Source organism: Lacisediminihabitans sp. H27-G8 (assembly GCF_046156175.1).
Taxonomy (GTDB): Bacteria; Actinomycetota; Actinomycetes; order Actinomycetales; family Microbacteriaceae; genus Lacisediminihabitans.
In genome coordinates, this window is the sequence record NZ_JAYLVL010000005.1 from 63,147 (window position 1) to 81,420 (window position 18,274).

Annotated in this window: 16 protein-coding genes; all 16 read right to left on the minus strand. The window is 64.1% G+C overall.

What is annotated here, in order from left to right:
* Nucleotides 1-348: 348 nt before the first annotated feature.
* The 16 genes from mobF to VLI63_RS15375 all read right to left on the minus strand — a co-directional run bounded on the left by mobF (nucleotide 349) and on the right by VLI63_RS15375 (nucleotide 18,272).
* The gene (gene mobF / locus VLI63_RS15300) at nucleotides 349-3,933 is read right to left on the minus strand and encodes a MobF family relaxase (protein WP_409157726.1); all 3,585 of its coding nucleotides are present in this window, start codon (nucleotides 3,931-3,933) and stop codon (nucleotides 349-351) included.
* Nucleotides 3,934-4,167: 234 nt separating this feature from the next.
* Nucleotides 4,168-4,698 carry a DNA-processing protein DprA gene (locus tag VLI63_RS15305; protein ID WP_409157727.1) on the minus strand — a complete coding sequence of 177 codons (531 nt, stop codon included), beginning with the start codon at nucleotides 4,696-4,698 and terminating at the stop codon, nucleotides 4,168-4,170.
* A 21-nt stretch (nucleotides 4,699-4,719) separates the two neighbouring features.
* Nucleotides 4,720-5,100, minus strand: a complete 381-nt coding sequence (locus VLI63_RS15310) for a hypothetical protein (protein ID WP_409157728.1) — start codon at nucleotides 5,098-5,100, stop codon at nucleotides 4,720-4,722.
* Between the two features lie 77 nt (nucleotides 5,101-5,177).
* The gene (locus VLI63_RS15315) at nucleotides 5,178-6,683 is read right to left on the minus strand and encodes a ParB/RepB/Spo0J family partition protein (protein WP_409157729.1); all 1,506 of its coding nucleotides are present in this window, start codon (nucleotides 6,681-6,683) and stop codon (nucleotides 5,178-5,180) included.
* 788 nt (nucleotides 6,684-7,471) lie between these two features.
* Nucleotides 7,472-8,059 carry a prepilin peptidase gene (locus VLI63_RS15320; protein WP_409157730.1) on the minus strand — a complete coding sequence of 196 codons (588 nt, stop codon included), beginning with the start codon at nucleotides 8,057-8,059 and terminating at the stop codon, nucleotides 7,472-7,474.
* The gene (locus VLI63_RS15325; RefSeq protein ID WP_409157731.1) at nucleotides 8,056-10,935 is read right to left on the minus strand and encodes a LysM peptidoglycan-binding domain-containing protein; all 2,880 of its coding nucleotides are present in this window, start codon (nucleotides 10,933-10,935) and stop codon (nucleotides 8,056-8,058) included. The genes VLI63_RS15320 and VLI63_RS15325 overlap by 4 nt, the downstream gene beginning before the upstream one ends.
* Nucleotides 10,936-10,948: 13 nt before the next feature.
* Nucleotides 10,949-11,467 (minus strand): hypothetical protein, encoded by a 519-nt coding sequence (locus tag VLI63_RS15330; protein ID WP_409157732.1) that lies wholly within the window; start codon nucleotides 11,465-11,467, stop codon nucleotides 10,949-10,951.
* A gap of 500 nt (nucleotides 11,468-11,967) precedes the next feature.
* Nucleotides 11,968-12,582 carry a hypothetical protein gene (locus VLI63_RS15335; protein ID WP_409157733.1) on the minus strand — a complete coding sequence of 205 codons (615 nt, stop codon included), beginning with the start codon at nucleotides 12,580-12,582 and terminating at the stop codon, nucleotides 11,968-11,970.
* A 17-nt stretch (nucleotides 12,583-12,599) separates the two neighbouring features.
* Entirely contained in the window at nucleotides 12,600-12,977 is a 378-nt protein-coding gene (locus tag VLI63_RS15340) for a hypothetical protein (RefSeq protein WP_409157734.1), read from the minus strand.
* Nucleotides 12,978-12,981: 4 nt separating this feature from the next.
* Nucleotides 12,982-13,425: a hypothetical protein gene (locus tag VLI63_RS15345; protein WP_409157735.1), complete on the minus strand. Its 444-nt coding sequence runs from the start codon at nucleotides 13,423-13,425 to the stop codon at nucleotides 12,982-12,984.
* Entirely contained in the window at nucleotides 13,422-13,823 is a 402-nt protein-coding gene (locus VLI63_RS15350; protein WP_409157736.1) for a hypothetical protein, read from the minus strand. Before VLI63_RS15350 ends, VLI63_RS15345 begins: the two co-directional genes overlap by 4 nt.
* 29 nt (nucleotides 13,824-13,852) lie before the next feature.
* Nucleotides 13,853-14,065 carry a hypothetical protein gene (locus VLI63_RS15355; RefSeq protein ID WP_409157737.1) on the minus strand — a complete coding sequence of 71 codons (213 nt, stop codon included), beginning with the start codon at nucleotides 14,063-14,065 and terminating at the stop codon, nucleotides 13,853-13,855.
* Between the two features lie 19 nt (nucleotides 14,066-14,084).
* Nucleotides 14,085-14,972, minus strand: coding sequence for a hypothetical protein (locus tag VLI63_RS15360; RefSeq protein ID WP_409157738.1), 888 nt, complete (start codon nucleotides 14,970-14,972; stop codon nucleotides 14,085-14,087).
* Nucleotides 14,969-15,844, minus strand: a complete 876-nt coding sequence (locus VLI63_RS15365; RefSeq protein WP_409157739.1) for a type II secretion system F family protein — start codon at nucleotides 15,842-15,844, stop codon at nucleotides 14,969-14,971. Before VLI63_RS15365 ends, VLI63_RS15360 begins: the two co-directional genes overlap by 4 nt.
* Nucleotides 15,844-17,427 carry an ATPase, T2SS/T4P/T4SS family gene (locus tag VLI63_RS15370; RefSeq protein WP_409157740.1) on the minus strand — a complete coding sequence of 528 codons (1,584 nt, stop codon included), beginning with the start codon at nucleotides 17,425-17,427 and terminating at the stop codon, nucleotides 15,844-15,846. The genes VLI63_RS15365 and VLI63_RS15370 overlap by 1 nt, the downstream gene beginning before the upstream one ends.
* Entirely contained in the window at nucleotides 17,427-18,272 is an 846-nt protein-coding gene (locus VLI63_RS15375; protein ID WP_409157741.1) for a hypothetical protein, read from the minus strand. The genes VLI63_RS15370 and VLI63_RS15375 overlap by 1 nt, the downstream gene beginning before the upstream one ends.
* Nucleotides 18,273-18,274: the final 2 nt, after the last annotated feature.

Below are 18,274 nucleotides of genomic sequence, written 5' to 3' on the forward strand. Positions count from 1 at the left end.
GGCGGCCGCGATGAAGTAAACGACCCCCAAGAGCAGGAATGGGGTCCCTCATTTCAGGCCGTTGCGGGATCGGAGCCAACTCAGCAACATGTTGGCGGACGCAAAGGGGGGCCGCTCGGATTGTGATTGCCAGTTGCATAGCGAGAACGAGCAATGGTGGTGTCCTGTCTGATTGACGCGAATGGTTGCGGTCGGGCAGTTTCACGAAATCAGTTATCGGACACCCGGCGGCGGGGTTGTGCCGCCCAGACTTGAGTGCTGGGTCGGCCAGAACAGACTGCCTACTCGCGTTTTACCCCGGACTCTGGAAGCGGAACAGGTTGGATTTCCGTGTTCTCCCGCCCTGAGTCAGAGTGTTGGCTGAGATCGGTCCTGTGTGCGTTCCGCGTGTCGGCTCGGTGTGTGCGCGGGGGAGATTCCGCCAAGTCTCCGCGCGTTGCGGAGGGCGACCCGCGCGCGTTCCGCGTCCAGCCGCTGGTTGGTGTCTCCGGCTTCTTTTCCGATTGGCGTGTTGCCTGAGATGTTGTAGCGGTCCCGGTACGCAGCCACGGTCCTTACATGTCGGAGCCACACTTGGTGTTGTCGGGGATTGGTTGGCGGCTCCCCCAACGCCCTGGTCCAGGGTTCGTGGGTCTTCGTCGCTGTTTCGGCGATCGTCGTGGCGCGGTCTTCGATGAGGTGTTTGCGTTCCTTGAGCGCAGTCCGCATTTCGGCGGGCATGTCGCCGGTGGCTTCGGGGATGAGTCCTGCGATGAGCCGAGGCGATGGGCGCACCCGGCTTGTTCCACTGCAGGTGGCGGTGGCGCGTTGGAGGCGGTGTCGAAGCACGGCGCCGATGTCGTCGGCGTCGCTGAGATCCCGGGCGGTGACCAATCTGGGGAGCAGGGTGCCCGGGTTGTGGTGGTGGGCTTCGGCACGACGGAACTCGGCGGTGAGGGGCCCGAACGATTCGGCCTCCACAACTTGGCGGGCCTGCGCCGCGTTCAACCCGCTCGCGCTGACGAGCGCTACCCAACGTTTGTGTTGCGCAACATCTGCGATGGTTTCGTATTCTGCGGCAAGGTGGGCGATCCCCGCCCAACTGTTGTGCTCAGTGACGATGGCCTCGTGAGCGCTCTTCTGGGCGCCCTCATGGCCCAGCACTCTAGCGAGGATCCCTCTTACTGTGACCTCATCGTCGGGGAAGTGCTGGTGTTCCTCGAGGTGGGCCTGGTCGGTAGCGACGTAACAGGTGTTCGCATCCCGCCCCCGCGTCATCGACACGTAGAACGTCTCCCGGGTCATGGAACTGGAGTGCACGACCGCGTGGGCAGTATCCACGGTGGAGCCTTGCGCCCGGTACACGGTCAACGCGTAGGCAAGCTCCACATTCTCCGCCACATACCGCGCTGGCAGACGCACCGCACCCCCGACACGTCTCCCCGCACGTCGGACGGAGACTGAACCGTCGGAGTGGGTGGCGGTGATGATCCACCGGTCACCGTTCTTCACCCACGCCTTGCCAGTGGTCAGAGTCCGGTTGTTCTTCCGGGTGATCACCAGGTCCCCACGGCTGGCCTGAGTCTCGTCATGCAAATTTACCGGTCTGATCGCGGACACCTTCCCAGCGATCATCCGGTCCAGGCGGGCCCTCTCGTTTAGTACCCGAACAGTGTCAACCGTTTCGGCGATCATCACCGATACACGCCCCTGAGCGAGGTCGGCCCACCACGCACCGTACGCGGTCGCGAGAGTGTTCTCGAGGTCCCCGCCGACCACACGGTGGTGTTCCAGATAGGTGTCGATCACGGAGCTGTCACCAATGCGTAAGGCGAGAGTCGCTGTTTTCTCCCACTCGTTTCGGAACCGCCGCACATCAGAAAGTTCGGGGGCCCGGTCCCTGTCGCGGGCGATCATCCCGAACGCACCACCGGCATCCACCGCGGAGAGTTGTGCCCAGTCCCCCACCAGTAAGACTTTCGCCCCAACCTTGGCGGCGTGGGTGGCGAGAGTGTCCAGTGTGAAGGTGCCGGCAAGGGATGCCTCATCGACAATGAGGAGTTGACCGGGGGTGAGCGCCCATCCGTTGTGGGTGTGGGCGTGCACCCATTTCGCGGTGTTCTCCGTCGCAATCCCCAACTCTTCGGCAAGGACCTTTGCGGCGGCCGCGGACGGCGCCAACCCCGCCACCGACCCCCTCCCGTATTCGGCCTCCCACACCGCGCGAAGAACACCAAGCATTGTCGTCTTCCCCGTCCCGGCAGGACCGACGAGAACATCGACGACCCGCCCGGACGCGACAATTTGCCCGATCACCTCCCTTTGATCCGCGGATAGAACCTGCCTATTCGAAGCCGGCATGCCCGTGACTTTCTCAACCGTGGCCGCGTCCACCCGGCGTGCAGTGGTGGTGTGGGCGAGGTCAAGGAGGCGATCCTCGGCCGCAAGCAACGCGGTCGAGGTGAACAAGGTGCCATGCTTCGGACGGAACACACTCGACCCATCCGGACGTTGGAACACGACCGGGGAAGTCGCAAGCTCCGGTGGAGTGATCCGGATCGAACCCTGCTCAGCCGCATCCACCACCAGTCCCAGGGCGGCTTCACGATCGACGGTGGAGACGAACCGGACGCCCATCAGTTGCCGGGATGCTTCCGCGTGCAAATTCCATCGACGCCACGTCGACCGCTTCTGCCCCACCACCGCGACCACGGTGTGCCCGATCCCCTCCAACATCTCCAAGGACAGCTCGTCGGCGCGCAACAAAGCCGGGCGGCCGCTGTCGGCGACGATGCGGGTGGCCCAGGTGGTGCTGTCCTGGCCAAGGAGTACGCTCGCCCGTTCCCGCCACCCGGCAGTGAGGTCGGCAAGGGAATGCACCGTCTTCTCCGCTCTGGTCATCAACGTTGCTTCGGCCCGCAACCGCAGTATCGCCTTTCCCGAAGGGCGGCGCCCGTGCTTGTCCACGAACTCTTCGATCAGCCCATCGGTGGCGACTTCGATGTCTCGGGAGCGGGACGAGAACTCATGAATGAGCTCATCTGGCACCCCGACGATTTCGAACGCCGGATTACGGCGCTCCCCCCGCTCGCGCATCTCCCAGCCCAGACCGAGGTCGCGGGTGAGGTGGTCGGCGAGGATCGCGTTGTAATGCTCCGACAACGCCACCACCGCCGCATGCATCGGACGACCATCCAAGGTCCGCCATCTCCCGTCATGTGCACCCTGCACTTTGTTCGCCACCACCACATGGGTGTGCAACTGCGGGTCAGAGGACCTCGAGTCGTAGTGATCATAAGCGGTCGCAACAACACCCCGCACCTCCACTTGCGCAACCGAACCGCCCCCGGCGTCAACACCAACCCTGGTCATGGCAACCTCCCGCTCCAACATGCCGATCACCTCCGCAACAGCATCATGGTGGGCCTGCACAATCAGCCCCTGGGTGGCACCATCCGCAACAGCCCACACCGTGCTCACACTCTTCGGCACAGAAAACGTGTAATCGAACCCCGCAACAGCACGACGGCGATCGCGTGCGTCCTCCTCAGACTCGATCAGGGTGATTGCCTCAGCCCGCTCCACAACACCCAGCCCCGCCGGCAGGTCCCGGACGCGGGCATCGATGCGGTCTGCCGCGGTCTTGAACGTCAACCGTGCCTTCCCGAGTGGTTCCCCCGTCAGCGGATCACAGCCCGCCCCAAGCAGCAGCCGGAGGTGCTCGTCCGTCACCTCGCAGCCAGGCACCAGCCCCCCGTCGCCGAGCCCGCTGAGGCCCGAGCCGATCCAGTATCCCGGCGGCGCTCCCTTCTCCTGGTAATACCGGGTCAAAGGTGTCGATAAATCCCGGTTCCCATCCCCCGCCGCAACAGTCTTCAACAGGTAGCGGTAACCATCCCCGGCCGACATCACCCGCATCGACACCGTCACACCCACCACCCCCGTTGTTCTCACTCCTGCTCCGAGTGAGGTACGCGCAGCCCACCTCGACTGCAAGAGGTGTGTGGGCACCTTGAGCTGGTGCAGGCTCCGTACCTTCTCGATGAAGGAGAGCTCAGGGACGAGCGTGGAGGTTCTGGACGGACGGTGAGAAAGTGAGGCGAGTTGCCACAAAGAATAGACCAGCTATGTGCGGGCATGGCGAAAGCCCCCACCGGGTGGGCGGGGGCCTTCATGTGTATTGAGTGGTCAGTTCGCGGTTCGCACCAGCTCGGCGACCTCCTCTGCGTTGGTGACCAGCGTCGCCCCGAAGTCGCGGATCAACCGGTGGCAGCCCGCACTGGCGGCGCTGGTCACAGGGCCAGGCACGGCCCCGAGTTTGCGCCCGAGGGCGTGCGCGTGGCCAGCGGTGTTCAGGGAACCCGACCGCCACCCGGCCTCTACCACTACGGTGGCGGCGCTGATGCTGGCGAGAATCCGGTTCCGTTGCAGGAATCGCCAGCGAGTGGGTGGGCTACCCGGAGGGAGTTCGCTGATCACGAGTCCTTCCTCGGTGATCCGCTGCAGCAGGGTGTCGTGCCCTGCCGGGTAGAACCGGTCGACTCCCCCAGCGAGCACGGCGATGGTGTCGCCGTGGGCGGCGAGTGTTGCCCGGTGCGCCATCCCGTCGATGCCGTATCCCGCACCGGACACGACCGTGTACACGCGCGCGACCAGCCCTGCGGCGAGTTCCATTGCTACGTGTTCCCCGTACCCGGTGGCGGCGCGCGCTCCGACCATGGCGACGCGTCGTGCAATCGGTTAGGTGAGGAGTTCAGTGTTACCTCTTGCCCACAGGGCGATCGGTTCGTAGATGCCAAGGTCGGCCAACCCTTCGGGCCACTCCGGGTCGCCGGGAATGATGACGCGCGAGTCGAACTGTTCCGTGGCGCGCAGCACCTGCTCGAGCTGGGTGCTCGTCGTACGATCGGTGACCTGCTCACGGAACTGCGCGACCGTGCCAGCGTCCGCCTCGTTTCCGTTGTGCACGCCGAGGACGATCTGCGCGGTGCAGGATGCACCGTAAATTGCGATCAGCGCCCCCGTGATGGGGTCGGCGAGTTCGCTGAACAGGGTCAGGGCGATGCGGGCGAGCCGTTCGTCGGTGCCGTTCTCCACGGCGGTGATAGGTGAAACGTTCATGATCTGTTGTTCCCTTCCGGAAGCGTCGAGTCCGGGGTACCGCCCACACGTTTGGCGTGGGCGGCACCCTTTGGCGACTACTCGCCGTCCGTGTCCTGATCGACTACGTCGGTTGGCCCCGAATGATCCGGATCGGAATCAGCCGCGTCCGATTCCGGGTCGGCAGGCTCGGCCACATCGGTCTCGTCGGGAGTGGATGCCTCGTCTACCGGGGCATCGTCCTCGTCGGCTGGGTTCGGCTGAGGGCTGATGCCGAGGACAAGATCCTCGACCTCTGAGAGGGTGTAACCCCAGCCCTGCAACGCGGTGAAGTACGCCACATCGTCGGAGGTCGGGTTACGCCACGTATTCTTCGATGTGGCACCCTCCATCGCGGCTACCGCCACCGCGACCAGCACCGTCCCAGTTTTGGCGGGGTTGTGCTCGACCAGGGGTGCGAGTGGGCTTCTGGTGCCCCACTTGTACTCGAAGCCGAGCAACTCCAGCGCCACCGCGTGGTGGTCGTCCAGTGCACTGCGCAGCTGACTGGTGTGCGCCACCAGCACGGTCGCCGCGAACGGCAGCGCGTCCTTCGGTAGGGTGCGGCGGGAGAGGAACGAGGCCAGCCATTCCCGCCGAACAACCTCCGCGCTCCCCCATGCCTTGTTGTTAGCGATCAGGGTGCGCCGCTCCGTCTTCTCCTCCTCCGTCCACTTCCCGACCGGCGCACCGGTCGCGCTCGGCTTGCGCAGCCCGTGGGCTTTGAAGTCCGTGACGAAGTGCCCGAACTCGACACCCCGCCACGACTCGTGCACCGCGATCGCGTGACCGGGCTTCCCTTCGTAGCCCTCGATGGTCAGGGGCGCACCGTCCGCGTACTCCAAGTCCTCCACTCGCGCAGTGGTCTTGTCATCCCATCCCGGCCAATCGATCACCCGAATACCACGCTGAGCGAATCCCTCGATCAGGCTCGCAACCTGCCGGTCCGTGTCACGCTGGTCACGCAGCCGCTGGGCGTAGTGAGCGAACCCGTCCGGGTTGTTGCGCGCCGACTCCTCCAACGTCCGCACGAGCTCCGGGTCATCCTCGAACTTGATCAGCACAAGAGCCTGATCAAGCGTCAACTGGTGCTCGGTCACCGCGTTCGTCGCAACCTCACTGTCGACCACCGCAAGACCGGCCTTCACCCTTTTCGGCTTCTCGCCCAACTCCCTTGCGATCGCCGTCACAGACAGCCCGTCCAACTCCAACTGCTTCCACGCTGCCGCGCGTTCCCCGTCGGTCAGCGCCGTGCGCTGGTCGTTGGCGATCAACTGCCGGATGATGCGGATCGCTTCGGTGTCGGACTCGGGCACGATGTAGGCGGGAACTTCAAAGCGTTCCGCCTCAATCGCCCCTAGGATGCGGCGCTGGCCCTCCTCGACGGTCACCCGACCGTCCTCACCGGGGTATCCGATCACCGGGACGATGACGCCGTGCCGTTTGATCGACGCGACGAACTCGCGGGTCAGGTTTACCTGCGTGCGGACGTTCGCCTTGATCACCACTTCACGCGGGTCAACGTACTGGACGCGGATCCTGGTGCTTGTTTCTGTAGTGCTCATTTCGTGTTGCTCCCTCTGATTTCAGACGGAGGCCCCGGAGACGTGGGAATCACGTCCCTCTCAGAACCTCAGTGCCTTTCGGCACCTGCCGAAATTCGGGATCAGGAGGGAATGGTCAAGCCCGAAGAACGAAAATCTTCGACTTAAAAGCGAAGCGGTTTGGTCGAAGAATTTCGTGTGGCTTGACCAGGAAGGAATGATCCCGAACAATCACCCGCCGAAAAGGCACCTCGGTGCCAGTAAGGACAGGGCGGCGAAGCCGCGCAACTGAGCACTTCAGTCCGCGAGAGGAACTCGAAGCGCCAACACACAGGAACGGCGCGCAACGGGAACGCTGTTTACCGCCAGCATTGCACCGGCCGGCTTGTGAGGGATTGCGAATGTTCGGGGAGCCAGCCTCTGGCTGGCCCCCGGACGCGATGCGCGCTTTACTGGCAGCTATCGCATTGGACGAGGTCTGCTGGGTCGACCGGTATCTCGTAGCCGTCGATGTTCTCGTTCTCGTCATCCATGATGTTCTCCGTGGTTCTGATCGTGTGTGCCGGTTTGGCGAGAGACGACCAGACGGCCGACCAGAGAGCTCGGGGCAACGGACCGTGGAATACCGCAGGCACAGCCGAGGATATGCCGCGAAAGCCGTTGAGCCGGGCGAACGCCGGCCGTAGTCTCCTCAGCTAAATCAGCACGCCCACACGACCACCACAGCGGTCATCAATCGCAGCAGCAGAGGTGCGTGGAGTATCCCGGAATTGCTTTCCAGGACTGCAGCCGATCAGAGGCGAGAGACACTACGGTGCAGCGAAAAGGCCAAGCACTGCAGTTGTCATAATGCACACAGCGGCCAATCCAATTGCAGGGCCATGAGCACGAGCGTGCGAGACCCTCCCGGCCGCACGGCCGAAGAGCATCCCGGCGGCGGCAAAGACGATGGCGAGCGGTACGAGGTACATTGCCGCGAAACCCGCATAGATCGCCACCGTGACAGCGAGAGCACCCGCGAATTTGGCGTCACCGAATCCGAACCAGCCCACCAACCCGAGTAGCACGTAGACGGCAAAGACCGCCACCGCGGCGATCAGCGACTCCAGCAATCGCGTTCCATCGTGAGCGGCAGTCGATACAACCGCAGCTTGAACCAATCCCGCGGCAGCAACGGCTGAGACGTAACGATTCGGGAGCGTGTGAGTTCTGACGTCCACAACCGCCACTGCAGAGGCAGCTACCGTAAGGCAGACAGTGAGCGCCCACGCATACGCTTCGCCGGACACGTACGGGAACAGCAGAACCGCGACTCCGGCGCTGACAACGGCCGCGCCGGCGGCGGTGACCGCCGACCGGCGGAGGAGCCGCGTGTTCAATTCAGCGTGGTCGGTCACGCACGGATCCTCTGGTTGGCCCGGTCGATGAGGGCGCGGGTGTCGTCATCGACGTCATAGTCAGGGTCGTCGCCGCCGACCCTGGCGTAGAGGTCCTCGAGGACGGCATGGAACGTGTCGATGTCGCCAACCTGAAGTGCTGCCTTCAGTTCGATTCGCCAGCCGGCTTCGTTGAGAGGGTCGACCGCTTGTTGGATGCGGGCGGCGAAACGCACCAGTGGCGCGTTATGGCTCGTGAGGGCACGGTCGCCAAGCTCGTTCGCGGCGTCCATGATGGCGGCGATCATCACCTCTTGGGCGATGGCGATCCATTGCCACCAGCGGCGGGTGTTGGATCCGGCGAACGGGGTCCCCCTGACCAAGTGCAAGGCAGCGATAAGACGCTCGCTGCTGGCAAGCGTCGGATCCTCACCGATCAATGCACGGAAGTCGTCCCAATCGGAGCGAATGTCCGGGTGGAGTGCGTACCCGTGGTGGTTGGCGTTTTCGGGCAGGAATGGTTCCCCGGAGGAACTGCGCCCGAGGGCCACGCGGACTTGTTTGGCGAGTCCGCGCTGGTTGTTGCTGGCGTCTCGGGTGTCCGGCCAGAATGCTCGCTGAAGTTGCAGCCCGTCGACAGGGCCTTCGCGTAGCAGGAGGTACGCCATCAGCTCGATCCCGCGTCCAGGCATCTCGGTCGCCGGATCCAGACCCTCGGCTTCCACCGGGCCGAGGAGGCGGATATAGGGCGCGCGTGGCGCGGGCACCTCCCGGGCAGGCAGCGTCGTCGGCGAGATGGCCGCCTCACCCTGAGCAGGTAGCTCCGTGACGTCATCCGGTGAGTGGGTCCCGGGTTCCTCTGACGAATCTGATTCGGGTCGCGCGGCGATAACAGACGGCTCGGGCGATGCGTCATTGGTTTCGCGGCTGGCCGCAACGGCCGGAGCCGCTTCGTTGTCGGTGGTGTCGAATAATTCTTGGAGGAGCCCCAGTTCGCCTGGCCCGAGAGTTTGCGGAGTGAACGGCAGGGGCGGCATCACACCGCCAGTGAGGATCAGTTCGGCCCGGCCGGGGGCACCGATTCGGATCGTGGCGCTGCCAAGGTTCAGTTCTCCGGCCGCAATGACCGCGAATCCCAGCCGCGCACCCTTGGCCGTAGCAGTGATCAGTGCCTGTCGGAAAGGTTCGTCGGGCATGGTCGCCAGCAGAAGGATATGAGGTGCCCATGACTCGGTCTCTGATGCTAAGACGCGACCGGAATGAACATCATCGACACCATAGGTTTTGAGCGCTGCTTCTCGTTCTTCGAGCTCGGCTTTCACGCCGGGAAGCACCACTGCGATGTCGCCGCTCTGTTGAATCCGGAACCGATTAATGGTGCGAGACAACCGGCCGGACAGTCCGACCGTGGTGACTTGAATCTGTTCACCCCACGGGTTCCCTGCGAGTTCCGCCGCCATCGCGTTGAGAATGCCCTCGGCGCTGTCGTGATCGCCGGTGACGTTCAGGATGCCCAACCGCTCCAGGTCGAGGAGCAGCACTCCCGCGTTGTCGTCGACGCCAATGATGATCAACGCCGGATACGGGGACAGGACCGTGCGCGGTGGGGTGACGCGACTGCCGGCCTGGATCGTCCACACCGTGCGCTCCGCGGTTCCAGCCCGGAAGGGTTCCGGTAGTTCGGCTGGGTGGGTGAGGTAGAAGGTGATTTCCTCTTCGGCCATGCGAATCGCGAGCAACTCCGGGAGGGCCGTTCCAGTGTCCTCGGCGAAAACCTGAAGCAGACGCAGGGCATCGTCGATGTCGGCGAGTTCGAGCGGCTTGGCGAGCATCCGCAGCTCCTGCTCAAACTCAGCGACCGCACCCTCCGGCATCGCTATCCGCTGCCCCGACCGTCGGCGTCGACGTTGATTCAACCGGCGCCGACCAAGCGCAAAAAGGATCGCCGCAGCCAGCAAACCAACCACGCCTCCGGCGGTGCTCAGCGGTACAGCGAAATCCGACACGGTCCTCACCCCGTCTTCTCGGACCGACCGGCTCGATGTTGACGGGCTCGATGTTGACGGGGTCGTCGGGGTGGCCGATGACTCGGGGTTCCCGGTCGATGCGACCGCTTGCGGGTTCGCCGCGGATACGGGCGGCGAATTGGCGGGCTTCTTTGCAGCATGTCCGTCGGGGACGGGTTCTGGGACGGCGGACGAAGTCGGTGCCGCGGCGACCGGAACGCCGGGAACGGTCAACTGCCACCCGGGGCGAATCAGGTTCGGGTTAGTGAGGCGTTGCCCGCCCGGTTGCAGGGTGCCGGTGGAGGCTCGGAAGATGTCCATGTCCCGGGTCCCCACCCCGTAATACTGTTCCGAGATATCCCACAGGTTGTCCCCCGGCAGGACAGTATGGATGACATTACGCGGCTGCGGGATCGCGTCCGCAGCAGCGACAACGGGATGCTCCGGTACGCGGGACGGTGCCGGCATAGTTCTCACGGGCCCTATGGAGATGCTAGGCGCAGGGGCCGCCTGCCCCACGGGCGACGCGACCGTGTGGAATCCGGCGAAACTGGCGAACATGATCAGCACGGCAGAGACGAGAGCAGCTGCTGCGTATTGCTGTCCTTTCAGAACCCAGACCCGTTTTGTTGTCTGCCTGCCCGCGATGCTGGCTCCGATCTCGACCAGTAACGGACCAGCAAATAGAACCCACGCGACCCACGCGAGGCACGGCAGAACCTTCGTCAACAGAATGACGTTGCCGTAGTCGGGGATCAGTGTCACGATGTCGTGAAACTGGGTTGCGGTCGGCACTGGGTTGCCCGCCGCAAGAATCAGCGCGACGGGCACACCGATGAGGATGACGATGATAGTCAGCAGCGCGCCGGCGCCAAGGAGAAACTTTCTCATCACCGATCGGCTCCTAATATCCGAGACCGGTGGAGGCGGTGACCGTGTTCACGGACTCCAGCTGACCCACCCGCACCTGGGTGACGCTTCGAACAGTGGGAACTGCGATGGTCCCGTCAGTTCCGCCGCCTGTCCACCGCACCAACCAATTGCTCGTCGCCGTCACCGTGAAGGTCCCGTCTCCTGACGTTTTCTGGTATCGGAAGCCGCAGGTGGGTGAGTCGCTCGCGAGCTCGTCCTGCATCGCAGCTTCGTTGAACGTGGTTCCGGCACCGCAGGTGACTGTCTGACCATCCCCGCCGCTCCAGGTGACGGATTGGACCGCCGCTGTTGCGGTCACCGTCACTCCTCCCAGCGTTGCGGATTTCGAGTAAGGGCCGAAGGTGAGAGGTTGCGGGTTGTCGACCCATAGCCAGACCGGGATCCCCACCCAGGTGCGCCGGTAAGCGGCGGTCCCCACCGGGTCGTCGGTGTGTGTCTTGTCTTGGGGAGCCATGCCGATCGTGATTCCAGCGAGCGGGAAACTCTTCACTAGGAGTGCCGCTGCTTCAGCCGGCGTGTAGGTGGTTACTCCGGCGGGTGGGACATCGGACCAGAACGTCGCACCGAAGCAGTCCCGTCCACCTGCAGCGGCAGGCGGACAGTATGTGGTGCACAAATACCAGGCACCCGCTCCAGCGCTCTGGCCCGATGGCGGCGGCGACTGCTCCGCCGCCGGCGCGAGGCGCACGTAACCCACACAATTCCCTGGCTCGTTGCTCCACCACCCATCGGCGGTCTCGCACGGGACGGGCTGTCCTTGATATGAGCAATTCGCCGGCGCGTTAGTGAACCCGGCTGGCGCACCGGTGGTGCCGCTCTGGTTCGAGGAACCCCCGGAACCGCCATTGCCAACACCGACGCCGCACACGACGACGACACCGGTCGAGCAGTTGTTTCCGTCCCCTGAGTCCGCGTTAGCTGGCGTTACGAGAACGAACGTAGCAGCTGCCCCCAACAGCAGTGCGGTCAGAGCCTGGATGGACTTTGTCATCAGCATTGCGGTGCCCCGCTTTGCCCAGTGATGTTCGTTTGGTCAGTTACCCTCCAGGTCCGCAGTTCGGGTGAATATGCCACATTGAATTGGATAGGAAAGACTTTCACGCTGCGGTCAGGCGGGGGTGTTCCCGTGCTGGCCATTGAGCTTTGCTTCGAGAGGTCCCAGCATCCGCGGGCGTAGACGATGCCGTCGGGATAGCTCTTCCCGTTGCTGTCGATGAGCGTGCCGAAGGACGAAGCTGCGGCATTAGGTTCCCATGTAGGAGCCCCGCCGATGATTTTCAGTCCTTTCGCGCTGAGGTCTGAGGCGATCTGCTGCATGCTCGACCGGGCACCGTTTGTCGCGATCACGTCGATTCGATCGACATCCGCACCGCTGTCGTGTTCGATTTGGTACTGGATTTGCGTAAACGACTCGATCGTTTTGTTCGCCTGAACCCATGCGTCGTCGCTTGAGGTTGGGGAAGCAATAGAGGAGGATGTCGGTTTCGGGCTGGACGCGGATGGTGACGGGGTCGGATCTGTGTGTCCCTGCACGCAACCTGTCGCCATGATCGTGACTACAACGGCTGCTGCTGTGAGGACGGAGACCCGTCGGAACTTTGTCATTGCGTGATCCTTGGTTGTTAGTTCTGGTCGATGAGTTCGGCTGCGGCGGTAGCTTGGACGGGCATGGGGCCGAATCCGAAGTCGCCGAGGATTTTAGGAGTGTAGGTGAGGTCGACGGTGACGATGACTTGGTCGCCAGCGACGCGAACTGTGCCGGTGGCATCGGCGTCGTGGATATAGTTTTCGGCGGCGTTGATGGCGGCTTGGGGTGAGAGGTTGAACGCGTCTCCGTTGACGGCATCTCCGGTGGCCGCGTTGGTGCCTGCACGGGCGGCACCTTGCGCGATGGTCAGGGCTTGTTGCACTGATTGGGTTTTCCCGTCGCCGTCGACGACGACTCCGGCGATGATGACCATCGCGACAGCGAGGATGAGGACCAGGGGGATGTACTTCATCTGTTCACCTCTCCCGGTACGGGTCGACGGGGCTCGCGGCGGTCTCGGTGATGGTAAGAGAACCGGGGATGAGCGGGAAGGACAGGTCCGCGGTGTCGATGCGGCAGGTGATCGTGGCAGTCACGGTCCCGGTTTGACCCAGGGCCGTGTGAAGACCGTCACCACCAATGAGAACCGAGAGGGATTGGCAGGTGACGTTGCCGGCGAGGGCGAGCTGCGCGGCCTGGGTGGCGTGCGGGACTGCGTCTGAGTCGGAACCGGACAGCGAGGCGTCGCGGGCGGCTGCAGCCGCTGCGGACTGCACATTGTTGTCGGCGAGGCCGTAGCGTCCCATGAAGATGACGACGGCAACCAGCGGCACGAGGATGCCGATGAGGACAATGGCAAGGCCGGGGATGTCTTCCACGTCGCCGCGTTCATCTCGGAGGATTCGGTGGAGATGGTTCATGGGGCGGGTACCCATCTTTCGACGGGCCCGGTGATGGTGCGGGTGACCGGTGGGAGTTGCACTCCGGGGATCAACGATTCTGCGGTGCCGGTAATGGTGACGGTGACAGTTGTTGGGGTGCGGGTGATGTCGACTTGAGGGTGCTCGAGGAAGCCCGGCATCCCGTCGATTATCTGGTTGGCGGCGGTTTGCCCGATGGCGGGGGCGGACTGGTAGGCGCGGGCGTTGTTGTAGGCGGCGATGGCGGCGGTCTGGGCGACGTTGCTGCCCAAATACCAGAGCGCCCCTTGGAGGGCTGTGATGAGGATCAGGAACAGGCCGGGCAGGATGATAATCTCGGAGGCAAAGCCGTCCTCCCGGGCAAGGCCGGCCCGGAGGCGGCGTGCACGTATTCGCATCGTTACCCGGAACGTCATTGGGGTCGTGCCTAGGGGAGTTTGGCGAGGTAGCCGTTGACGAATGCGGTGACCAGCCCGATCACGGCAAGGCCGAGGACGACGCCGCCTACGATGTAGATCGCTTTCTCGGTCGAGGAATCGATACCGGCCTCCGGTTCCGCCATCAGCCTGTCGGCCCGCGCGCGGACGGACAGCAAGAGACGAACGGCGAGGTCGGGAACTTTCTGGGTGAGCGTTTTCATGGCGTTCTCCGTGAGGGGGTTAGAGCGTGGTGAGTTGCAGGAGGGTGGGGGTGATGGTGATGGCCAGAATCGGGAGGAGGCAGCATAGGACGGGGAGGTCCATTCGGGAGGTGAGCCGTTGGGCGGCGTCTTTGTCGTTGGCTGCGACCTGGGCGCGCAATTTCCGGCATGCCGCCCGGAGTTGGTCACGCAACCCCACGCGGGCTTCCGAAAGTCTGAGCAGCCGGGACATATCCACCAGTGCGGGTACCTCCACGGCAGTGCCGAGGCGTTCGAGGGCGTCCCATTTGGATACCCGGGTGAGGTCGGCGATCTGGTATTCACGGCGGATCCGCCGGAACACCCAACTGTCGGAGACGGTGGCGGCGCTGGTGAGGGCACTGTCGGTGGTGGTGTCCCCGAGCAGGGCAACGGAGACGAGTTCGAGGTAAACGGTGACGAACCGGGTGAACTCTCGCTGCGCATCCCTTGCTTTCGTCCGGACGGTTCCGTCGGGGACGGTCCACATGATGGCCGCGAGCACCGGGCACAACAGAAGTGGCAGGGCGAAGAAATAGCCGAGGACGAGTTGGAAGAAGGTGGGCAGGATGATGGGAGCGGCGAAACCGATGGCAGCAAGTTGCAGTTTCTGAGCATAGAAACGGCTGACGGGGATATCGAGCAGGTCGAGTTGTTTCAGTGGCGGCGTGAACCCGGGGATCGTGGGGGCATGCTGATGAATCCAGTTCCCGACCCGCTCCGAGGTGGTGGATGGGGGCGCGGCGACGGCTTGGGTGGGAGCGACGTCGCCGAGGCGGGCGAGGGCGTCGCTGGTGCGGATCGTCCGCGGGGCTGCGCGCAGGATCAGCAGCGCAAGGCCGGCGCTGATGGCGGCGCCGGGCAGGAATGCGAGCAGCAGCGAGCTCATGATCGGCGTCTCGCGCTGGGCAGTGCTGGGAGGATGATGCGAGCCTCCGGTTTGACCCTGGACTGGGCCCGCGCCCAGACCAACAGAACCACGAAAACGCCGAGAATGATGGCAAGGATGACCTCGCCGAGTGGGGTGCGGTAGAGGGCGATCTGGTTGGTGTGGGAGAAGAGGATGATCCCGACCAGCACGACGGTGATGATGCCGGTCATGGTGATCAGGCTGCGGCGGGGTTTCTCCCGTTCGATCGCGGTGTCCAGTTGCAGTTTGTTCTCCTCGGCGAGCATCTCCGCGACCGCATCGAGGGCTTTGGTGAGTCCGCCGGCGTTGTATTCGGCGGCCTGGATGAGGTAGATGATGACCTCGTCGACGTGGGCGCTGTTCATCTCCGCCGCGAACTGGCGCAGCGCCTCACTGGTGTGCCAGGATCCGCTCATCCGTTGGTTGAGCCGGTCAGCCGCGACCCGCAGGATTGGCGGTGCTGACCCGCGGGTGATGCTGATCACTTCGCGGAGGGTGAAGGCCCCGGTCTCCGCCGCAGAGGACAGGCTCCGCGACCAGGTCTCCAGCGCGGAGAGCAGGTCGCGCTCCCGGGTGTCCGGTTTGCCCAGCAGTACCGGTAGCCCGATCACCGCAGCCGGGACAACGACAACCAAGATGATGATCCCCGACACTGCGGCAGCAAGCACGCCCAGAAGCACCCCAACCAAGACCGTGGTCTTTGTTTGGCGAGTCACCGCCGCCCACCGCTGCGTGAGGGTGAATTGGGAGCTGTGGCGGTCCGGTCGGTTCGGGGCTGGGCGGAAGGCCACGACCATCATCACGATCCCGCCCACGAGCAGGCCACCAGCAAGGGCGGCGTAGATGAGCATCAGGTCACCTCCGCGAACATCTCAGCGTCCAGCCCGTATCGGGAGAAACGCTCCATCAACTGGACGCTCGGTTTTTCCGGCTGGGTCTGAACCCCGCGGTGGTGGTCCCATCTGAACAGCGGGGAAGCCATGGGAAGTTGCTCAGTAGGCCTGGCGATCACCTCAGCAATCTCGGTGACGACACGGCGACGGGTCCCGTCCTCGTTCAGGACGATGTCCAGATAGACGACAAGGTCGATGCTGCGCAGGATCTGCCGCAACGGGACCATGTCATCAGCCAACCCTTGTTCGCTCATCAGGATGTCGGCGAAGCGGTGCAACGCGTCGGTGGGGTTTCGGGCGTGGATGGTGGAGATCGATCCCTTCCCTGCCTGCATGGCCTTCAACGCGACCGGGCCTTCCGCTCCACGAATCTCGCCGAACAGGATGCGTTGCGCGGATGAGCGAAGCGACTCCCGGAACGCGTCCTCGAGACTGTACGTGGAGGTGAGGTCTGTGCCGGTAAGGGTGGAGGGAACGTATTGGAAGTCCGACACCTGGGCATGCCGGTGCGGCAGTTTGTTCAGATACAGTTCCCGCTCGGTTTCGATCGTGACGATCTTCTCCTCCCACGGCACCGCCGCCATCCACGCACGTAAGAACGTCGTCTTCCCCACCTGCGGGTACCCGGCAACAAGCGCGGACAGGTTCGCTTCGCTGGCGGCCGTGAGGAACTTCGCCATCTTGTTGGTGATCGTACCCAGGCTCACCATGTCGTCCAGAGTGACATCGACATGGTTGTGTTTCCGCAAGGTCACATTCGGCACCGAAGTGATCGAAGCGCCGGTGGCTGAGAAACGGGCGCCGCCAATGTCGAGGTCGATGTGACCGTTCGGGCGACCGAATGCCCTCCCCCGCCAACTGGCAAGGTCGGCGACCATCCGCTCGAGCTCAGCGTTACTGTCCGCGATCGGCGGACGCGTCTCACGCAGCCCGCTCGAGGTGGTGATCATGACGTTGTCGTGCCCGACAATGCTGACATCTTCGATGTTCTCCTCCCGCAGGTAGGCCTGGAACCGGCCATAGCGGAACGCCGAATCGAACACCGCCTGCACATGCCGAGCCGTCAACTCCGGACCCCACGCGTTATCAGGCCCATCGTTGAGAGTCCGATAGTCGGTGTGGTGTTGAACCAGCCGGCGGATCTCCTTCAGCGTGTCCGTCTCGAACGGGGTCTCGGGTCCCGCCGACGCGGTGGCCACATCGAAGTCGGCGCGACTGCGCTGCGCGGCAGGGTCGAGGCTCAACTCCTTAACGATGCTGTCCACCACTCGCCAATCGACCTCGTCAACCGACCCGCGAGCACCCACCTCAAGACGCTCCAATGCAGGTGCAGGGACTTCGTCGAGTTCGCGGGAGTCCGTCGCGGCGGCGAGCTTTGTTCCGGTGGCTGCTGCGAACAGGTGCAACGATCCTGTCGTGGGGTTGTCCGAGTTGGGCTCTGGCCCGGCCGACGGTAAACCACGGACCCGTTGCGGCGAGGCAAGCATGTCGTCGAGGAATGGCCTGGCCCGCTTTCCAGAGCCGGGCATGGGGTCGGCCATCAGCTTGCCTTCCCGACGATCGTCTCGCGGGCGGGTCGGGTTTGGTCGTCGAGGATGGTGACAGCGCGACGGATGGCCTGTCGGTAGAGGTTCCGGCCGGGACGGGGGTCGGGTTTGCCGAGGGAGAATGTGGCGGCCCCGCCGGGATCAAACGGCAGGCTCGCAAGGACCGGCATGACATGGGTGGCGAAGTCGCTGGACGGAATCGACTCGGCAGGTGGGTCGGTGAGGAGGAGCCGGTATTTTTCCGCTCTCCCGATTCCGTCGAGCCTGTCGGCGAGGTCGGGTAGTTCAATGCGCCGATACACCCGGTTGAGGTCCACCATCGTCGCTGCCGCGCATACCAGCACCCGGTCAGCCTCGTCCAGGATCGGCAGCCGGATATCGTTCGCTGTTGTCCGGCCGAGGTCGACGATCACGTCGATGCCGGCGTCGCTGAGAGACCGGAACAAACCAGGCAGACGGGCCCACAGCCCCCTGACCCCATCGATGATGGTGAGGTGAAAAAACCCAGGCACAACCCAGAGGCGGTGGTCGGGTGGCAGCGCTGGGGTTGGCATTGCGTCGATTGCGGGCAGGTCGTGAACCGCGATGGACAGTCTGGTCTCCGGGTTGAGGAGGTCTTCCCAGGTGAGAGTATCGCGGGCGTAGGCCATTGCGACCTTGTCCAGGCCTGCCACCGTCGGCGGAAGGTTGGACCGGAAGAACCCGGCCATCGCGGAGGTGACGTTCGCCGTCTCCGCCTCAAACAGGACGACCGGGCGAGGCCAGTGCACCGCGAACGCGAGGGCGGCGGTACTGACACCGGGCGACCCGGCGAACGAGGTGAACGCGATGACGGTCACGG